The organism is Klebsiella sp. NPDC088457 (assembly GCF_044900465.1).
In the GTDB taxonomy this organism is placed as follows: Bacteria; Pseudomonadota; Gammaproteobacteria; order Enterobacterales; family Enterobacteriaceae; genus Klebsiella.
The window spans coordinates 62,096-80,234 of the sequence record NZ_JBJDNH010000006.1; the positions used below are offsets into that span (position 1 = coordinate 62,096).

The following is an 18,139-nucleotide window of genomic DNA, read 5'->3' on the forward strand; positions in this document are numbered from 1 at the left end:
GGGTGATGGCGGTAAGATTTTGCCTTATCGTTGCGTTTGATGGCAGGCTTAGAGCCTATCCCATTAGGGCTATTTTACTTGCCATTTTGACGCTGGGCAGTGCTCGAAATCCTCACGTACTACGTGTACGCTTCGGTTTCTCCGCGCTGTCCGTGGTCAAACTGCCTGCGACAATAACGGCTACTGATAGGCTCTTAATGTCTGCTTAATCTTGCCAGGCGACACTGTCCTCATTCTGCTGAGGATAGTGTTATGCAAAAATTAAACTTCCGTGAGTATCTCGGCGTTGCCTGCGCCTTTGTGGTGGTTGTCGCCTTTTTCCATCAATGGGTGCTGACTTTCTAACGCGAAGGTTTAGGAAACAGAATCCAGCCCCGGACTCCGGGGCCCGGCTGGCGGTTATGTAAAAAGAACTGCGCCTCGTGTAGCTGAACGATGCGGGTGACGATACTTAACCCGAGGCCAATTCCGCCATAGCGGCTGTCCATGCGGACAAAGGCTTTGCTTAATTCGCCGCTTTTCGCTTCATCAATCCCCGGCCCTTCATCTTCCACGGCCATCACCGGCGCCGAACCTGCCTGTATCGAGATCTTCACCGTCGACCCCGTCGGGCTATAGCGGTGCGCGTTCTCCACCAGATTGCGCAGCACCACGCGCAGCAGCGTGGCATCGCCGGAGACGATAACCTCTTCATCGGGACAGGAGAGCGCCAGCTTTTGCTGGCGCTGCTCCAGCATCGTTTCCAGCTCGTTCTGCAGCGGCTCGACCACATCCTCCAGCAGGGGCACGCGCTGATAGCTCCCGGCGGAAAATGACTGGCCGACGCGGGCAAGCTGTAGCAGCTGAGAGATACTGTTGGTCATCTGGTCCAGACGCTGGATCAGCGGCGTGACCTCGACGCTGTGCACTTTCGCCAGCAGCTCGAGATGCAGGCGGAGCCCGGCTAACGGCGTACGCAGCTCATGGGCGACGTCGGCGGTGAACAGACGCTCGCGATCGAGCGTCATATTCAGACGGGAAACCAGCTGATTAATGGCCGTCGTCACCGCCGTGACCTCCGGAACGGAGTCCGTCAGCGTAATTGGCTGCAGGTTATCCGGGGTTCGGCTTTCCAGCTCGCTTTGCAGATTCGACAGCGGGCGGGTGATTTTTTTCACCGCCAGCAGGCTGATATACAGCGCCAGGCCGATGATTAACAGGCTGGGTACCAGCAGGCTGGCCACCGCCTCGCGCACTTCGTGCTCGACGTGCTTTTGATTGTTATGCCCTTCTATGGCGCTCGCCACCAGCAGCTGTATCTGCTCTTTACTTTCATGCCATAGCCAGAAGACGCTGATCAGCTGACAGACCACCAGAATGGCGCCAATGGTCAACAACAGCCGGTGACGCATCGTCCATGTTTCACTTGCGAACAGAGCCATAGCGTTCTTCCGTTTCTGAGTTTTTCACCAGCATATAGCCAAACCCCCTGACGGTACGAATTCGGGCTTTGCCGACTTTTTCACGCAGGTTGTGGATATGCACCTCCAGGGTGTTGGTAGCCGGTTCATTATCCCAGCTATAGATATCGTTGTAGAGAATTTCCCGGTGCACCGGACTGCCCGCTTTCATCATCAGACGAGAGAGCAGGGCGTACTCTTTTGGCGTCAAATCCAGCGCCTCTTCGCCGAGCCAGACCTGGCGTCGGCTGATGTTCAGGCGCAGGTCGCCGACGGCCATTTCGTTATCCCCCTGATTGTTATGCCGGCGCAGCAGGGCGCGGATGCGGGCATTCAGCTCTTCCAGCGCGAAAGGTTTCACCAGATAGTCATCGGCGCCGGTATCAAGACCGCTGATGCGGTCTTCGAGAGTATCGCGGGCGGTGAGGATCAGCACCGGCTGGCTGAATTTCTCCCGGCGCATACGCGCCAGGAAGTGCAGCCCGTCCTCATCCGGCAGACCCAGATCTAAGACAATCAGGCTGTAGTGATTGCCGGCGAGGGACAGGGCGGCCTCGTGCGCGCTGGCGACGCCATCACAGACGTACCCTTCGCTTTGCATCGCCAGAATAAGTCCTTGTAACAGGAGTGCGTCGTCCTCAATGACTAAGATTTTCATCTGTCTGCCTCGCTTCTGCATGGCGTTAAAATATCGTCTGTTGCCCGGTACTGCTGGGTATTCACCCCGAATAGCCCGAGCAGAGTGGAGAACAAATTATCCTGCGAATAGGGCTCCGTTTTGGCACGCTGCTGCAGGCACCGGCTGGAAACGCCGTAGCGCTGCTGATAATCCGGCGACAGCCAGATCAGCATCGGGACGTGTTTTTGCGTCACGGGGGCGATTGACCACGGTAGCCCGTGCAAATAGACCCCATCCTCGCCCAGCGACTCGCCATGATCAGAGAGATAAACCAGGCTGGTGGTAAATTTATCCTGCTTTGACTGCAGTATTTTTATAGCTTTATCAACTATATAATCGACATACAGTAGCGTATTGTCGTAGGTATTCGTAAGCTGTTGCTGCGTACAGCTCTGGATTTCGTTGGTCTCGCAGGTCGGCGTGAACTTTTTGAATTCAGGCGGATAGCGGTTGTAGTAGGTCGGACCATGGCTACCGATAGTGTGCAGAACGATAATGCCGTCGTGCTGCAAATTATCGATGTAATGTTCCAGATTATGGAACAGGACCTCATCGTAGCATTCCCCTTCGATGCACTGTCCACTCAGGTGCAGATCGGTGACGTTCTGGTGCGGAACGCGATCGCAGGCCCCCTTACAGCCGCCGTCGTTTTCGTTCCACAGTACCTGAATACCGGCCCGTTGCAGAATATCCAGCACCCCTTCCTGATGGTGCGCCAGCTCTTCATCATAATGCGCGCGCGGCATGTTGGAGAACATGCAGGGTACCGATACCGCCGTCGCGGTACCGCAAGAGGTGGTATGGGCGAAGTAAATCACCCCATCTTGCTGCAACCGCGGGTTGGTATCGCGCTCGTAGCCGCCCAGGGAAAAGTTCTGCGCGCGCGACGTTTCGCCCAGCACCAGAATGGTCAGATTCTTGCGCGCGCCGCTACCCATTTCCGGCTTCTGTACGGCATCTTCGCCGATTTTCACCAGCGGCAGGTTGTCCATCTTGTTGTGCGCGTACCACGAGTTGATCGCCACGATGCTGTTCGACGGGCTGAGGGATTTCACCAGTTCTTTGTTATTGCGAAATACCGAAGCGTAATCTTTATAAAACAGCGCGGCGACCACAACGATCAGTAAAGCCGAGACGGCGATATTCAGCAGGCGCACGGCGACGTCGCGCCACAGGGTGCTGGGTCGGCTGATTTTTATCCACCAGGCTATGGCGACCATCAGGAAGCCGGAAAGTCCCAGCGTCAGCACCATTTTTCCGGACATCAGGGCAAAGCTTTCCGCCGGGGTGGTATCGAGGATATTGGTGATCATCGCGCGGTCGATGATCACCCCGAAGGTCCAGATAAAGTACTGCGCTGAGGCGCTAAGCAGAATAAACAGACTGATGACGATGCGGTCGAGCCTGAGGAACGAGGCCAGCGTAGTGAGGATGTTCATCACGCTGAAGGCCACCACCGGCATGCTGAGAAACACCAGCCAGTTATGCACGCCGTTGACCGGCAGCAGGGTGAACGCCTGGCGATAGAAGGCGAGATTCAGCAGCAGGCCGACATACAGCGCAAAAAGAAGCAGATAAACCGTGCGGCTCATGACCGGCCGACGTAAGGGAAATAGCGACATAGCAAAAATCCTGCGGAAAAGATGTTTGCCATGCTGCCACCGTTATTTTAAGACAACCTTAAGATTTTAAGGAACCCGCCGGATACGCGGCCGACGGCAAGAGATTAAGACTTAACCTAAGATCTGAATCGCCTTTTCCAGCGCGTTGCGTAACAGCATCCGGTCGTGGCGATAGGGGACATCGCTGGCATCCAACGGCGTCTGAACGATCGCCCGGTTTTCAAGACCGGTGATATCGGTTTTCGGCCCGATAACAACGGCGTCAATCACCCGCTTGCCGATATACTGCTCCATAATCCCGACCCGGTCCGCCAGCGTCAGATTGGCCGCCGGACTGTGCTCTTTACCGAGGTTATCGATAAATACCATGGCCGCCGGCGTTCGGCGCAGGGCCTGCGCCATCTCATCAAGCAGCAGTATCGGCAGCAGACTGGTGTAAAAACTGCCCGGGCCAATCAGGATGAGATCGGCTTCGGCGATCGCTTCCACCGCTTCACGGGTGGTGGGGACCGGCGGGGTGAGCATCAGCTCGCGCGGTACGCAGGGGAGCCGATCGATATTCACTTCGCCGTAAACTTCATGGCCTTCGTGGTCAAGTGCCATCAGATCCACCGGCTGTTCCGACATCGGGATCAGGAAAGCGTCCACTTTCAGCAGGTTTCTGATTAAATTTATCGCCTCTAACGGCCTGATGCTTAAGTGATCCAGCGCCTTTAACATCAGATTTCCGAGGTTATGGCCGGAAAGTTCACCATTACCGGCAAAACGGTACTCAAACATCGCCGATGCGATGCTGGGTTCGGCAATAAGTTGATTAATACAGTTGCGCATATCGCCCCAGGCTATGCCGCCCTCCGAGCGACGAATTCGCCCTGTAGAACCGCCGTTGTCGGTGGTGGTGACGATACCGGTCAGACGCGATCCAAGCGATGAGAGTGACGACATCACCCGGCCCAGACCGTGGCCTCCGCCGAGTGCCACAACGCGATCCAGGTCGACGAACGTACGAGTGCGCATACAGATTCCTTATCTCCAGTGAACGAGCTCACAGTAACCGATCTACCCCTAAAAGACGATGCCCGGATCCCGACAAAATGACCGATATCAATGCAAAAGGATGATTTTTAGCTATTCTGTAGCGAAAATGCACGATCGTGTCGATATATACCTGATTATATAACGAAATCGGACATGGCGGAACCGTCATTTCCGCGCTATCATCGGCATAAACCAGTTAACACTCTAGCCTCTGTGCCTGTGTCATAAGATATGGTGCTTTGGCCGTGACAGCCTCGCTTGTCACCAGGGCGTGGGAAGAAATGACCGCGTCTCCCGTACTTGGAAAGGTGTATATGGCCTCACAGCTTACCGATGCATTTGCGCGTAAGTTTTATTACTTGCGCCTGTCGATTACCGACGTGTGTAACTTTCGTTGCACCTACTGCCTGCCGGATGGTTACAAACCCGGCGCCGTCACGAACAAAGGCTTTCTCAGCGTTGATGAAGTGCGCCGCGTCACGCGGGCGTTTTCTGCCCTCGGGACCGAAAAGGTGCGCCTGACCGGCGGCGAGCCTTCGTTGCGCCGCGATTTCGCCGATATCATTGCCGCGGTAAGGGAAAACCGCGCGATCCGCCAGATTGCGGTCACCACCAACGGCTATCGCCTGGCGCGTGACGTCAAGCTCTGGCGCGATGCCGGGCTGACGGCGATCAACGTCAGCGTGGATAGTCTCGACGCCCGTCAGTTTCACGCCATCACCGGGCAGGATAAATTTCAGCAGGTGATGGACGGCATCGACGCCGCCTTCGCCGCGGGCTTTGCGAAGGTGAAGGTCAACACCGTGCTGATGCGCGATGTTAACCATCACCAGCTCGATACCTTCCTCGCGTGGATCAAACCGCGCCCGATTCAACTACGCTTTATCGAACTCATGGAGACCGGCGAGGGCAGCGAGCTGTTCCGCCGCCATCACATTTCCGGCATGGTGCTGCGCGATGAGCTGCTGCGCCGCGGGTGGATCCACCAGCTTCGCCAGCGCAGCGACGGCCCGGCTCAGGTCTTTTGCCACCCGGATTACTCCGGTGAAATTGGCTTAATCATGCCGTATGAGAAAGATTTCTGCGCCACCTGTAACCGGCTTCGCGTCTCGTCTGTCGGCAAACTGCATCTGTGTCTGTTTGGCGACGGCGGCGTGGCGCTGCGCGATCTGCTGGTCGAAGACCAGCAGCAGGCGGCGCTGGAGGCGCGTATTTCCGAAGCGTTAACCCATAAAAAACAAACCCACTTCCTGCACCAGGGCAACACCGGTATTACGCAAAATCTGTCGTATATCGGCGGATAATTTATTCTAAAGGAGCGATCAGATGAGTCAGGCTAGCGCTGAGTTTATCCCGACCCGGATAGCTATTCTTACCGTTTCCAGCCGGCGTGGCGAAGAGGATGACACCTCCGGCCACTGGCTGCGCGATGCGGCGCAGGAAGCGGGCCACCGCGTTGTCGATAAGGCGATTGTGCAAGAGAACCGTTATGCCATCCGCGCCCAGGTATCGGCGTGGATCGCCGGCGACGATGTACAGGTGGTGCTCATTACCGGCGGTACCGGGTTTACCGAGGGCGATCGGGCCCCGGAAGCGCTGCGTCCGCTGTTCGACCGCGAAGTGGAAGGCTTTGGCGAAGTGTTTCGCATGCTCTCCTTCGAGGAGATTGGCACCTCGACGCTGCAATCCCGGGCCATTGCCGGCGTGGCGAACCACACGCTGATTTTCGCCATGCCCGGTTCGACCAAAGCCTGTCGTACCGCGTGGGAGAATATCATTGCCCCGCAGCTCGATGCCCGCACGCGTCCGTGTAACTTTGTTCCCCATCTTAAGAAATAAGCTATGTCACAACTGACCCATATTAACGCCGCCGGCGAGGCGCACATGGTGGATGTCTCCGCCAAGGCGGAGACGGTGCGCGAAGCGCGCGCGGAAGCCTATGTTGCGATGCAGGCGGCGACGCTGGCGATGATTATCGACGGCAGTCACCACAAAGGCGATGTTTTCGCCACTGCCCGTATCGCCGGCATTCAGGCGGCAAAACGCACCTGGGAACTGATCCCGCTGTGTCATCCGCTGATGCTGAGCAAAGTCGAGGTCAATCTGCAGGCCCAGCCGGAACATAACCGGGTACGGATCGAGTCGCTGTGCCGTCTGACCGGGAAAACCGGCGTCGAGATGGAAGCGCTGACCGCCGCCTCCGTGGCGGCGCTAACGATTTACGATATGTGCAAAGCGGTGCAAAAAGATATGGTGATTGGCCCGGTGCGTCTGCTGGCGAAAAGCGGCGGCAAATCCGGTGACTTCAACGCGGATGAGACTCATGATTAAGGTTCTGTTTTTTGCTCAGGTGCGCGAACTGGTCGGCACCGACGCCCTGACCCTTGAGGCGGGCGATCTGGCGACGGTGGAAGCCGTGCGTCGCCAGCTTATCACCCGCGGCGATCGCTGGGCGCTGGCGCTGGAAGAGGGCAAACTGCTGGCGGCGGTAAACCAGACGCTGACCCCCTTTGACCATCCGGTCGTCGCCGGTGATGAAATCGCCTTCTTTCCACCGGTTACGGGAGGCTGAGATGACGGACACTCGCATTGTCGTCAGTCATGAGCGTTTTTGCGTGGGCGACGAGTATCCGTGGCTGGCCGAACGTGATGAAGACGGGGCGGTGGTGACCTTTACCGGTAAAGTGCGTAACCACAATCTTGGCGATAGCGTGAAGGCGCTGACGCTGGAGCACTATCCGGGGATGACGGAAAAGTCGCTGGCGGAAATCGTCGACCTGGCGCGCGAACGCTGGGCATTGGGGCGGGTGACGCTGATTCACCGTATCGGCGAAATGTGGCCAGGCGAAGAGATTGTCTTCGTTGGCGTCACCAGCGCGCACCGCAGCAGCGCCTTTGCGGCCGGGGAATTCATTATGGATTACCTGAAAACCCGCGCGCCGTTCTGGAAGCGCGAAGCGACGGCGGAAGGCGAGCGCTGGGTGGATGCGCGCGATAGCGATCGCCAGGCGGCAGAGCGCTGGTAGTGTGGTACGCTTAGTAAGAGAAAACTTGTTAATCAGGAGATAGTCATGGACAGATTCCCTCGTTCAGATTCCATTGTTCAGGTCCGCGGCGGTTTGCAGACGTATATGGCCCAGGTCTACGGCTGGATGACGGTCGGGCTGCTGCTGACGGCGTTTATTGCCTGGTTTGCCGCCAATACGCCGGCGGTGATGATGTTTGTCTTTTCCAGCAAAATAACCTTTTTCGGCTTGATTATTGCCCAACTGGCGCTGGTATTTGTGCTCTCCGGGATGGTACAACGCCTGAGCGCGGGGATGGCGACCACCCTCTTTATGCTCTATTCGGCGCTGACCGGGCTGACGCTATCCAGTATCTTCATCGCCTACACCTATTCGTCGATTGCCAGCACCTTTGTGGTCAGCGGCGGGATGTTTGGCGCGATGAGCCTCTATGGCTATACCACCAAACGCGATCTCAGCGGCTTTGGTAATATGCTGTTTATGGCGTTGATTGGTATCGTGCTGGCCTCGTTGGTCAACTTCTGGCTGAAGAGCGAAGCGTTGATGTGGGCGGTCACCTACATCGGTGTGGTGGTGTTTGTCGGCCTGACCGCCTATGACACCCAGAAGCTGAAAAACATCGGCGAGCAGATCGATACCCGCGACGGCTCAACGCTGCGTAAATACGCCATTCTTGGCGCGCTGACGCTGTATCTGGACTTTATCAACCTGTTCCTGATGCTGCTGCGTATTTTCGGCAACCGCCGTTAAAACCTCCGGCCCGGGCAGCGGCGGCAACGCCTTGCCCGGGTAACCGTCGTCTCTTCCCGTCACTTATCCATCCGCCAGCTTGCGCTGATTTTTCGCCCGTAACTTCTTCGCCTGACTCTCCAGCAGCAGATAGCCGACGGTGGCGATAAGCAGCGGCAGGAAATAATAGAGCACGCGATACGCCAGAAGGGCGGCAATAATCGCCCCGCGGGCGATCTGCTGATCGCTGAGCATCGCGATAAATACCGCCTCCAGCACGCCGATCCCGGCGGGAATATGCACAATAACCCCGGCAATACTGCTGACCAGCAGCACCCCCAGCACCAGGAAGTAATCGACCTGCTGCGCCATCAGGAGCCAGATAATCGCCGCCATCACCAGCCAGTTTACGACGGAAAGCGTCATCTGCAGCAGCGCGAATCGCCATGAGGGCAGGACCAGCCGCTGACCTTTAATGGTCATATGCCGCCGGGTGGCAAACGCACAGGCCCACAGATAGAGCGCGGCGGCGGCCAGCAGCACGATGCCAATCACCCGCAGCGTGCCCTGGCTGATGTACCAGTGCGCCGGGAGCTGCACCAGACTGGCGGTAAAAATCAATCCGCCCAGCAGAATGTATCCCAGCCAGTTGGTGGTGATGCTCAGGGAGAAAATGCGGGTAATGGTGCCGCCGCTGAGGCCAAGGCGGGAATAGAGCCGGTAGCGCATGCCGATGCCGCCGATCCAGGTACTGAGGGTCAGATTAAAGGCATAACAGATAAACGACACCAGGATCACCTGCCGCTTCGCCAGCTGATGCCCGCAATACGCCCGGCCCAGCAGATCGTAGCAGCCATAAATCAGATAGCTCACGATGGTCAATCCGACGGCGCCGAGCAGCGCGAGGCGGTTGTAGTGGCGGATAACCTTCCATACCTCCTGCCAGTCGACTTTTTGCGCGTAGACCACCAGTAAAACCGTGACGGCGATAAAAAATATCGCGGTGAGGATCTTTTTGACCATCCGCCAGCGAGGATGTGATTTCGCCATCAGGGTTTCACCTCCTGATTTTGCGCATCCAGCTGATCCTGGGTTTCAATTTCCGGCTGTACCGGCGGGCTGACCCGTGACAGATGCGGCGTGTGGGCCGGCAGCCAGCCGACCCATGCCGGGAAGTGGCGCAGGAAGTGGAAGGCCAGCACGCTTTTACCCAGGTTCCACCAGCTGCGTTTTGGCAGCATCGATTTATCCACCTGTTTACAGTCCCGGGTGATTAAGCCGTTGAGGTTGTCGCGCAGGGTCTGGTTGAACTCGCGGTCGTGGATGATCAGGTTGGCCTCCAGGTTTAATGAGAGGCTGAGCGGGTCGAGGTTACTGGATCCGACGGTGGCCCAGTGATCGTCTGCGAGGGCGACTTTGCCATGCAGCGGGCGGCGGCGATACTCAAATATCTGCACCCCTCCTTTGACCAGGTAGTGATACAGCAGGCGGGCGCCGACTTTGACGATGGGGATATCGGGCTCGCCTTGCACAATCAGCTTGACCCGTACCCCGCGTCGGGCGGCGTTGCGCATGGCGTGCAGCATCCGATAGCCAGGGAAAAAGTAGGCGTTGGCGATAATCACCTCGCGGCGCGCGTTGGCCAGCATCTTCAGATGGTGGCGCTCAATGTCGTCGCGATGATCGTGATTATCCCGCCAGATAAACAGCGCCTGCGCTTCACCGGGGCTGTGATTAACCTCCGGTCGGTGGCGACGGCGGGGCCACATACGCCGCGTCGTTTCGCTGGCAGGGAGATTTTCCAGCTCAAATCGCAGAATATCCAGCACCACCGGTCCCTCAACCTGCACGGCATAATCCTGTTTTGCCTCCGGGCCGTAGCTGGTCATGTGTTCGGCAGAGTAATTAATCCCGCCGACGAACGCCGTCGTATCATCGATCACCACGATCTTGCGGTGCATGCGGCGAAAGAGGTTGGTGCGCATGCCAAACAGCCGCGGACGCGGATCGTAGTAGCGGAAGATCACCCCAGCAGCGCTCAGCTGGTGCACGAAACGATCGCTCAGGTCGGGGGAGCCGTAGCCGTCGAGCAGGACTTCGACCTGGATCCCTCGCCGCGCCGCCTTTAGCAGCACCGCATGAAGCTGCCAGCCGACCTCGTCCTCAAACCAGATAAAGGTTTCGAGAATCACTTTGTGCTGCGCGCGCGCAATGGCCGCAAACAGGGCCGGATAATAGTTATCGCCGTTCTCCAGCAGCTGGATCCGGTTTCCTTCCTGCCAGCGACATTTCATAGATGAATCTCCACGCTCAGCGGCGCATGATCCGACAGGTGACGCCATCGATGAAGCTCCAGCGCCGCCGGCTGGCTGGCATGCGCATTTTTCACATAGATACGGTCAAGGCGCAGCAGCGGAAAACGCGCCGGGAAGGTGCGCGCCGGGCGGCCGTATGCGCGGGTGAAGATCTCCTCCAGACCGGCCTGCGCCTTCAGCGGCCGGTTGGCCTGCTGCCGCCAGTCGTTAAAATCACCGGCCACCACCACTGGCTCTCCGGCGGGCAGGTCGTTGACCCGTTCGGCGAGCATCGCCAGCTGGGCCGTTCGCTGCTGCGAACTCAGCCCCAGATGAACACAAAACAGGTGCAGGGTTACGTCGCTTTCCGGCGGCACAATCCGGCAGTAGAGCAGGCCGCGCTTCTCGCTCTCGCCCACGGAAATGTCGAGATTTTCGTAATATTGAATGGGAAAGCGCGAGAGCACGGCGTTGCCGTGGTGCCCCTCCGGGTAGACCGCGTTGCGCCCGTAGGCGTATTCGCTCCACATCGTATCGGCCAGAAACTCATAATGAGTGCTGTCCGGCCAGTTTTCGACATGCAGAGGATGAATTTCATGCGCGCCCATGACCTCCTGCAGACAAACAATGTCGGCGCTGACGCTGCGTACCGCATCACGCAGTTCCGGCAGAATGAAGCGTCGGTTAAACGTCGTAAAGCCTTTATGGGTGTTAATTGTCAGCACGTTTAACGAAAATCGCGGCATTTGTTCAGCCATATTTCTCCAGTCAATGTCACTTTCCTGAATGAAATAGTGTAGTAGGTGTCACAAAAAGATGCGGTGATACGGAATTTTCCGTAAAGTGCGGTACTCTGAGTTACAGATAAAGATCCTTCAGGAGAGAAGCCATGAAGTGGCAACAACGTGTACGCGTCGCAACTGGCCTCAGTTGCTGGCAGATTATGTTGCATCTACTGGTCGTGGCAGTACTGGTGATGGGTTGGATGAGCGGCGCGCTGGTACGCGTCGGATTAGGGTTATGCGTGCTGTATGGCGTCACCTTACTGTCGATGCTGTTTTTACAGCGTCACCATGAAGAGCGCTGGCGTGATGTCGGGGACTTCCTTGAGGAGCTCACCACCACCTGGTACTTTGGCGTGGCGGTTATCGTGCTGTGGCTGCTTTCGCGCGTGCTGCACAATAACCTGCTGCTGGCCGTTGCCGGGCTGGTGATTCTGGCAGGCCCGGCGGTGGTGTCCTTGCTGGCGAAAGATAAGAACCGCTACTCTAAGTTCGGACTGCATCAAGGCGGCAGCGCCGCGAATCCCCCGAAGCATAGATAATAGCTATGTGAGCGGGTGAGCGAGGAAGCCAACGCAGAGGCAGCCCGCACGATGACGGTTATCCCCTAAAGCGTTTGGCTTGCATCAAGGCGGCAACGCAGCGAATCTCCGGGAGCATAGAGAGCTATGTGACCGGGGTGAGCGAGGAAGCCAACGCAGAGGCAGCCCGAACGATGACGGGGATCAGGCAATCTTTCTGCGAAACATCGCATACGCCGCTGAGCCCGTCGTGGCCGCTATGACCAGTAGCGGCCACAAACTCCCCCACACAATTTCCAGACTCGCATCCTTTAAATAAATCTGCTTGGTGATATCGGTAAAGTGGCGAATCGGATTTATCCATGTCACCTCCTGCAACCACTGCGGCATGTTCTCAACCGGCGAGACGTAGCCGGAGAGCAGAATCGCCGGCATCATAAAGACGAAGACGCCGATAAAGGCCTGCTGCTGGGTGGAGCACAGGGAGGAAATCAGCAGTCCGAACCCCACCAGCGACAGCCCGTAAATCACCATCGTCAAGTAAAACAGCAGCAGCGAGCCGGCGAAAGGGATCTGATACGCCCAGATCCCGATGGCCAGCACGATGCTCGCCTGCAGAGTGGCGACAATCAGCGCCGGTATCGCCTTGCCGACGAAAATTTGCCAGGTCGCCAGCGGCGACACCAGCAGCTGATCGAGAGTGCCCTGCTCACGCTCGCGGGCCACCGACAGCGAGGTGACGATCATCACGCCGATGGTGGTGATCATGGCGATCAGCGACGGTACCACGAACCACTTATAGTCGAGGTTGGGGTTATACCAGTTGCGCACCACCAGTTCGCTGTTATTGGGCTGCGCTTTCCCTGCGAGCAGCTCCTGCTGATAGTTTTTGACGATCTGCTGGAGATAATTGGCGGCGATTTGCGCGCTATTGGAGTTGCGACCATCCAGCAGCAGTTGCAGCGGCGCGGTTTGCCCATGATCGAGATGGCGCGAGAAATCCGCCGGGAAGCGGACCAACAGCAGCGCTTTTTGTTCATCAATGGTCGGGCGAATCTCCTGCGGGCTTTTGAGGATCAGAATGTGGGTAAAGGCTTTGGCGCGGGCAAAACGCTGGGTCAGTTCCACCGCGTGGCGGCCGTTGTCTTCGTTGTAAATGGCGATGGTGGCGTTGGTCACTTCCAGGGTGGCGGCGAAGGGAAACAGCAGCACCTGAATCAGCACCGGCATAATCAAAATGGCGCGGGTTTGCGGCTCGCGCAGCAGCGATTGCAGTTCTTTGCGAATCAACGTCCATAAGCGATGGAACATCTTGGTCTCTCTCAGCATGGCCCGCCGCTCCCCGTCGTGCGCATCCGGGTGAGCCGCCCGCGGGCGCGTTAATCCAGGCGACGTTTGGTTTTCAGCCACGTCAGGCCGATAAACATCACCGCCGAAGCGATTAAAAACAGCACGTTCACCAGCAGTACCACTGGTATATTGCCGGCCAGAAACAGGCTTTGCAGGGTGCTGACGAAATAGCGCGCCGGGATCACGTAGGTCACCGCGCGGATCACCGCCGGCATACTGTCGATCTGAAAAATAAACCCGGAGAGCATAATCGACGGCAGAAAAGCGGCGTTCAGCGCGACCTGCGCGGCGTTAAACTGGTTGCGGGTGATGGTTGAAATTAACAACCCCATCCCCAGGGTGCTGAGTAAAAACAGGCTGGTGATAAAGAACAGAATCAGCAGCGAACCGCGAAACGGCACGCCGAGAATAAAGACTGCCACCAGCATGCACAGCAGCATTGCCAGCATGCCGAGAAAATAGTAGGGGATCAGCTTACACAGCAGTAGCTCAACGCGGGTAATTTCCGTCGACAGCAGCGCCTCCATGGTACCGCGCTCCCACTCGCGGGCGACCACCAGCGAGGTGAGGATCGCGCCGACCACGGTCATAATGATGGTAATGGCGCCGGGGATAATAAAATGCTGGCTGATGGCCGCCGGGTTGAACCAGTAGCGCATCTGCACGTCAATCAGCGGCTCGAAGGTTTCACCGCGGTCCTCCGCGCGCTGCTGCTGCCAGATTTGCCAGATCCCCTCCACGTAGCCCTGGGCAAAGTTGGCGGTGTTAGGCTCGCTGCCGTCGGTAATCAGCTGCAGCGGGGCGCTATCCCCGGGGCGCGCCATCTTCTGGTCAAAATCCACCGGGATCACCACCAGCGCGCGAATGCGCCCGGCCTGCATCATCTGAATCAGCTGCTGGCGATTATCGCTGAGGGTGGCGTCAATATAGGGGGAGCCGGTCATCGCGTGGACGAAATCCAGCGCCTCTTCACTGTGTTGTTCCAGCAGGACGCCGACCCGCAGCTTGCTGGAGTCGAGGTTGATCCCGTAGCCGAAGATGAACAGCAGCAGCAGCGGGATTACGACCGCAATCAGCCAGCTGCTGGGATCGCGGACGATCTGCCGCGTCTCTTTGACGCACAGGGCGCGTACGCGCCGCCATGACAGCAGTTTAGCGCTCACCGGCATTCTCCTTATCCCAGTCGTGAATCAGGGTGATAAACGCCTGTTCCATGGTGGGATCGGGCTGTTCATCGTTTGCCGCCAGCGCTTTCAGGGCATCCGGGGTGCCGCTGGCGATAAGCTTACCGTGATAAACCAGACCAATGCGGTCGCAATATTCCGCCTCATCCATAAAGTGGGTCGTCACCATCACCGTTACCCCTTTATCCACCATACTATTGATATGCAGCCAGAACTCGCGGCGGGTGAGGGGGTCAACGCCGGAGGTCGGCTCATCGAGAAACAGAATATCCGGCTCGTGCATCAGCGAGCAGGCCAGCGCCAGGCGCTGTTTGTAACCCAGCGGCAGCTCATCGGCGGCATGGCCGGCGATGTTTTTCAGGCCAAACGCCTCGCTCATGCGGGCGATCTTTTCGTTTTGCTCCCGGCCACGCAAACCGTAAACGCCGGAGAAGAAACGCAGGTTTTGCTCCACGCTAAGGTTGCCGTACAGCGAAAACTTCTGCGCCATATAGCCAAGATGCTGGCGCGCTTTGCCGGAGCTGATTTTCAGGTCCATCCCCAGCACCAGCGCTTTGCCGGAGGTGGGGACCAGCAGGCCGCACATCATTTTAAAGGTCGTGGATTTACCGGCGCCGTTAGGGCCCAGCAGGCCAAAAATCTCGCCTCGCCTGACCTGGAAGTCCACGTGGTCGGTGGCGGCGAAGTCGCCGAACTTTTTGCTCAGGCTTTGCGCTTCAATGACCGTTTCATCGCCGCTCCCCTCGACGCGATGAATAATCTCGCCCAGCGGCGATTCGGCGGTCGCGGCGCCGCCCAGCAGATCGATAAACGCGTCCTCAAAGCGCGGGGCGGTTTCGGCCACCTCCAGCGGCGGCAGGCCGCTATTGTGCTGCACCTCCGCCATGCTGGCCTCTTTTTTCAGGATCAGACGTACCGATTTGCCCTGAATGACGCCGTCGCTAATCTGCGGCAGTTTCAGCGCCCGCTGCAGGAGGCGACGGTTATTCTCCTCGCGACTGGAAACCAGGAAGCTGCGCCCGGCCATCGTTTGGGTCAACGCCTTTGGCTCCCCCTGATACAGCAGTTGGCCTTCGTTCATCAGCAGCACATCGCGGCACTGTTCCGCTTCATCAAGGTAGGAGGTGCTCCAGAGGATCAGCATCCCGTCGCCCGCCAGTTCATGCACCATTTGCCACAGCTCGCGCCGGGAGATCGGATCGACGCCGACGCCGGGCTCATCAAGCAGCAGGACTTTCGGTTCGCCCACCAGGGTACAGGCGAGCCCCAGCTTCTGCTTCATCCCGCCGGAAAGCTTACCCGCCAGGCGGCCGGTAAAGGGGCCTAGAGAGGTGAACTCCAGCAGGCGGGCGAAGGTTTTTTTCCGCGCCTCGCCGGTGACGCTGCGCAGGTCGGCATACAGGGTGAGGTTTTCCATGACCGTCAGATCTTCATACAGCCCGAATTTCTGCGGCATATAGCCGAGCACCGCGTGCAGGGCGCTATCGTTGGCGATCGGATCGAGGCCGATAACGCTGGCGGTGCCGCCATCGGCCTTCAGCAGCCCGGCGAGCATGCGCATCAAGGTGGTTTTTCCGGCTCCGTCGGGGCCCACCAGCCCGGTGACATAGCCCGAGCGGATAGTGCAGGTGAGCGGCGCCACGGCCGGGCGGTCCATCCCGGCGAAGCGGCGGGTCAGCCCGTCGAGCGTGATGAGGTCCTCATTCATGTCCGTTCCCGCGGCTAAAGGTGACGGTCACCGGCATCCCCTGACGCAGCGCGTCGTCCGCATCGTTAACGACAATGCGCAGGCGGTAGACCAGGTCGGTACGTAAATCGGGGGTTTCAACGGTCTTCGGCGTAAATTCAGCGCTCGGGGAGACGAAGCCGATTTTGCCGTGATAGGGCTGATTCGGGCGGCTATCGGTGTACAGCAGGACTTCACGTCCCGGTGCCGCCTGGCCGAGATTTTTTTCGTCAATGTAGGCGCGGACCCATACCGGATGGGTGAGCGATAGCGTCATCACCGTGCCGCCGGCGCTGAGCATGCTGCCGGGCTCAACGGCGCGGGTCATCAGAGTACCGTCGGCGGGGGCGATCAGCGTGGTATCGTGCAGATCGAGCTGCGCCTGCGCCAGGGCGGCCTGCGCCTGCTCAAGGCTGGCTTTGGCCTGGGCGATTTCCTGCGGCCGGTTGCCGGCGCGATACTGACGCAGTTTATCCTGGGCTGATTTCAGCGTCGCCTGGGCCTGATCGCGGGAAGAGCGGGCGTTTTCGAGATCGTTAAGCGAAATGGCGCTGTTCTGGCGCAGCCCAAGCTGGCGCTGGTAGAAGTTCTGCGCGTAATCGTAGGCGGCCTGCGCCTGTTTGACGGCGGCGGCGGCCTGAGCGATCTCTTCCGCCCGGTAGCCGGCCATCATCAGGTCATACTGCGCCTGCGCGGTGGAAACATTGGCTTGCGCCTGCTGCAGGGCGTTCTCGTAGGGGGCGCGATCCAACTGGCCCAGGGTCTGCCCGGCCTGAATGGCATCGCCCTCATCGACGTTTAACGCCGCCAGGCGGCCGCCTACGCGGAAGCTCATATTGACGGTACGAATATCGACGTTGCCATACAGGGTCAGCTCCCTCTGTTGGCTGTTTTGATACCACCACCAGCCGCCGCCGACGGCGGCAATCAGCAGCAGCGCTAACAGGACGATGATGACGGGTTTTTTCATGATCCCAAACTCCTTTGCGATAACCCTTGCAGAACGAAATCGATATGGCAGGCGATAACCTGATAAATTTGCTCGGTTTTCTCTTCGTCGAACTGCGCCCAGCCGGTACGCAGCAAAATAGTTTCTCGCCCAAGGCGGAAAGCCAGAATCTCGCCCAGCAGCGCATGCGTGTGCAGAATCATCTGCGTGTCATCGGCATCAAGGCCGGTAAACGCGGCGATTAAACGGGTCAGATAGCGGTGCAGCGGCGCGATGACCTGGTCGTGGATTAACTGGTACGCCGCGGTGGGAGACAGCTGCTCGCGAGAGATGAATTTACTCAGATTGACCGTATCATCCTGGGTCAGCAGCAAAATCATATTCTGGCAGGCGCGCAGAATCAGCGTGCGAATCGCCGACTTGTCCAGCGTCGGCGCGGCAAGGAGCGTTTCCGCCGCCTCGGCATGCGGGCGAAAATTGTGGCTGATAAAATCGGCAATCCACTGCGCGCAGGCGAGATACAGGTCGTCCTTCGAGCCGAAATAGTAGGGGATGGCGGCGATATTTTGCCCGGCCTGGGCGGCAATATCCCGGGTGGTGGCATGCAGTCCATATTCGCCAAACTGGGCGATGGCTGCGGCAATCAGCTGACTTTTGGCTTGTTCGCCTTTGGTGGTGACCGGGGAGGTATTCATCGCGCGCACCAAAAAATTAATCAATCGATTGATTAATAGTATGTCCGGTTCGCGAAACTGTCCACCGTGGCTGATACTCTATTCAGCCTGCGTGCCCACCGGCTG

General features: G+C 58.2%; 19 protein-coding genes and 1 riboswitch. Of the genes, 7 read left to right on the top strand and 12 right to left on the bottom strand.

Going from position 1 to position 18,139, the window contains the following annotated elements; genetic code table 11:
- Positions 1–341 precede the first annotated feature (341 nt).
- The 4 genes from pmrB to yvcK all read right to left on the bottom strand — a co-directional run bounded on the left by pmrB (position 342) and on the right by yvcK (position 4,757).
- Entirely contained in the window at positions 342–1,421 is a 1,080-nt protein-coding gene (gene pmrB, locus ACI2JR_RS05670; protein ID WP_462478076.1) for a two-component system sensor histidine kinase PmrB, read from the bottom strand.
- A complete protein-coding gene (gene pmrA / locus ACI2JR_RS05675; RefSeq protein ID WP_132727902.1) occupies positions 1,402–2,097 on the bottom strand; it encodes a two-component system response regulator PmrA in 696 nt (231 codons plus the stop codon). Before pmrA ends, pmrB begins: the two co-directional genes overlap by 20 nt.
- A complete protein-coding gene (gene eptA, locus ACI2JR_RS05680; protein WP_462478077.1) occupies positions 2,094–3,740 on the bottom strand; it encodes a phosphoethanolamine transferase EptA in 1,647 nt (548 codons plus the stop codon). The genes pmrA and eptA overlap by 4 nt, the downstream gene beginning before the upstream one ends.
- A 111-nt stretch (positions 3,741–3,851) precedes the next feature.
- Positions 3,852–4,757 carry a uridine diphosphate-N-acetylglucosamine-binding protein YvcK gene (gene yvcK, locus ACI2JR_RS05685; protein ID WP_462478078.1) on the bottom strand — a complete coding sequence of 302 codons (906 nt, stop codon included), beginning with the start codon at positions 4,755–4,757 and terminating at the stop codon, positions 3,852–3,854.
- Positions 4,758–4,966: 209 nt separating this feature from the next.
- A riboswitch (molybdenum cofactor riboswitch) is annotated at positions 4,967–5,105 on the top strand.
- On the opposite strand from yvcK, the gene moaA reads away from it, so the two are divergent.
- The 6 genes from moaA (at position 5,093) to ACI2JR_RS05715 (ending at position 8,554) form a co-directional block, all read left to right on the top strand.
- Positions 5,093–6,082, top strand: coding sequence for a GTP 3',8-cyclase MoaA (gene moaA, locus ACI2JR_RS05690; RefSeq protein ID WP_132727893.1), 990 nt, complete (start codon positions 5,093–5,095; stop codon positions 6,080–6,082). It overlaps the preceding riboswitch by 13 nt.
- Before the next feature lie 22 nt (positions 6,083–6,104).
- Complete coding sequence (gene moaB, locus ACI2JR_RS05695) at positions 6,105–6,617, top strand: molybdenum cofactor biosynthesis protein B (RefSeq protein ID WP_132727890.1); 513 nt, start codon at positions 6,105–6,107, stop codon at positions 6,615–6,617.
- Positions 6,618–6,620: 3 nt separating this feature from the next.
- On the top strand, positions 6,621–7,109 hold the full coding sequence (gene moaC, locus ACI2JR_RS05700) for a cyclic pyranopterin monophosphate synthase MoaC (protein WP_132727887.1): 489 nt from the start codon (positions 6,621–6,623) through the stop codon (positions 7,107–7,109).
- Entirely contained in the window at positions 7,102–7,350 is a 249-nt protein-coding gene (gene moaD / locus ACI2JR_RS05705) for a molybdopterin synthase sulfur carrier subunit (RefSeq protein ID WP_132727884.1), read from the top strand. The genes moaC and moaD overlap by 8 nt, the downstream gene beginning before the upstream one ends.
- Position 7,351: 1 nt before the next feature.
- Entirely contained in the window at positions 7,352–7,804 is a 453-nt protein-coding gene (moaE, locus tag ACI2JR_RS05710) for a molybdopterin synthase catalytic subunit MoaE (RefSeq protein ID WP_132727881.1), read from the top strand.
- Positions 7,805–7,849: 45 nt separating this feature from the next.
- Entirely contained in the window at positions 7,850–8,554 is a 705-nt protein-coding gene (locus tag ACI2JR_RS05715) for a Bax inhibitor-1/YccA family protein (protein WP_132727878.1), read from the top strand.
- A gap of 63 nt (positions 8,555–8,617) precedes the next feature.
- On the opposite strand, the gene ACI2JR_RS05720 is transcribed toward ACI2JR_RS05715, so the two are convergent.
- Genes ACI2JR_RS05720 through ACI2JR_RS05730 form a run of 3 tightly spaced genes read right to left on the bottom strand, consistent with a single transcriptional unit; the run spans position 8,618 to position 11,585 of the window.
- Positions 8,618–9,583, bottom strand: a complete 966-nt coding sequence (locus ACI2JR_RS05720) for a lysylphosphatidylglycerol synthase domain-containing protein (protein WP_132727875.1) — start codon at positions 9,581–9,583, stop codon at positions 8,618–8,620.
- Positions 9,583–10,827 carry a cardiolipin synthase ClsB gene (gene clsB / locus ACI2JR_RS05725; protein ID WP_462478079.1) on the bottom strand — a complete coding sequence of 415 codons (1,245 nt, stop codon included), beginning with the start codon at positions 10,825–10,827 and terminating at the stop codon, positions 9,583–9,585. The genes ACI2JR_RS05720 and clsB overlap by 1 nt, the downstream gene beginning before the upstream one ends.
- Positions 10,824–11,585, bottom strand: a complete 762-nt coding sequence (locus ACI2JR_RS05730) for an endonuclease/exonuclease/phosphatase family protein (RefSeq protein WP_132727869.1) — start codon at positions 11,583–11,585, stop codon at positions 10,824–10,826. The genes clsB and ACI2JR_RS05730 overlap by 4 nt, the downstream gene beginning before the upstream one ends.
- A gap of 131 nt (positions 11,586–11,716) precedes the next feature.
- Between ACI2JR_RS05730 and ACI2JR_RS05735 the strand changes: the two genes are divergently transcribed.
- Positions 11,717–12,151 carry a YbhQ family protein gene (locus ACI2JR_RS05735; protein WP_132727866.1) on the top strand — a complete coding sequence of 145 codons (435 nt, stop codon included), beginning with the start codon at positions 11,717–11,719 and terminating at the stop codon, positions 12,149–12,151.
- 183 nt (positions 12,152–12,334) lie between these two features.
- Here the strand turns inward: ACI2JR_RS05735 and ACI2JR_RS05740 are convergent, their stop codons facing one another.
- The 5 genes from ACI2JR_RS05740 to cecR form a co-directional block, all read right to left on the bottom strand.
- A complete protein-coding gene (locus ACI2JR_RS05740) occupies positions 12,335–13,441 on the bottom strand; it encodes an ABC transporter permease (RefSeq protein ID WP_132728138.1) in 1,107 nt (368 codons plus the stop codon).
- A gap of 68 nt (positions 13,442–13,509) precedes the next feature.
- Positions 13,510–14,643, bottom strand: a complete 1,134-nt coding sequence (locus tag ACI2JR_RS05745) for an ABC transporter permease (protein WP_165905664.1) — start codon at positions 14,641–14,643, stop codon at positions 13,510–13,512.
- Positions 14,633–16,372 (bottom strand): ATP-binding cassette domain-containing protein, encoded by a 1,740-nt coding sequence (locus ACI2JR_RS05750; RefSeq protein WP_462478080.1) that lies wholly within the window; start codon positions 16,370–16,372, stop codon positions 14,633–14,635. The genes ACI2JR_RS05745 and ACI2JR_RS05750 overlap by 11 nt, the downstream gene beginning before the upstream one ends.
- Positions 16,365–17,360: a secretion protein HlyD gene (gene hlyD, locus ACI2JR_RS05755; protein ID WP_462478081.1), complete on the bottom strand. Its 996-nt coding sequence runs from the start codon at positions 17,358–17,360 to the stop codon at positions 16,365–16,367. Before hlyD ends, ACI2JR_RS05750 begins: the two co-directional genes overlap by 8 nt.
- The gene (gene cecR, locus ACI2JR_RS05760; RefSeq protein ID WP_132727854.1) at positions 17,357–18,034 is read right to left on the bottom strand and encodes a transcriptional regulator CecR; all 678 of its coding nucleotides are present in this window, start codon (positions 18,032–18,034) and stop codon (positions 17,357–17,359) included. The genes hlyD and cecR overlap by 4 nt, the downstream gene beginning before the upstream one ends.
- Positions 18,035–18,139: the final 105 nt, after the last annotated feature.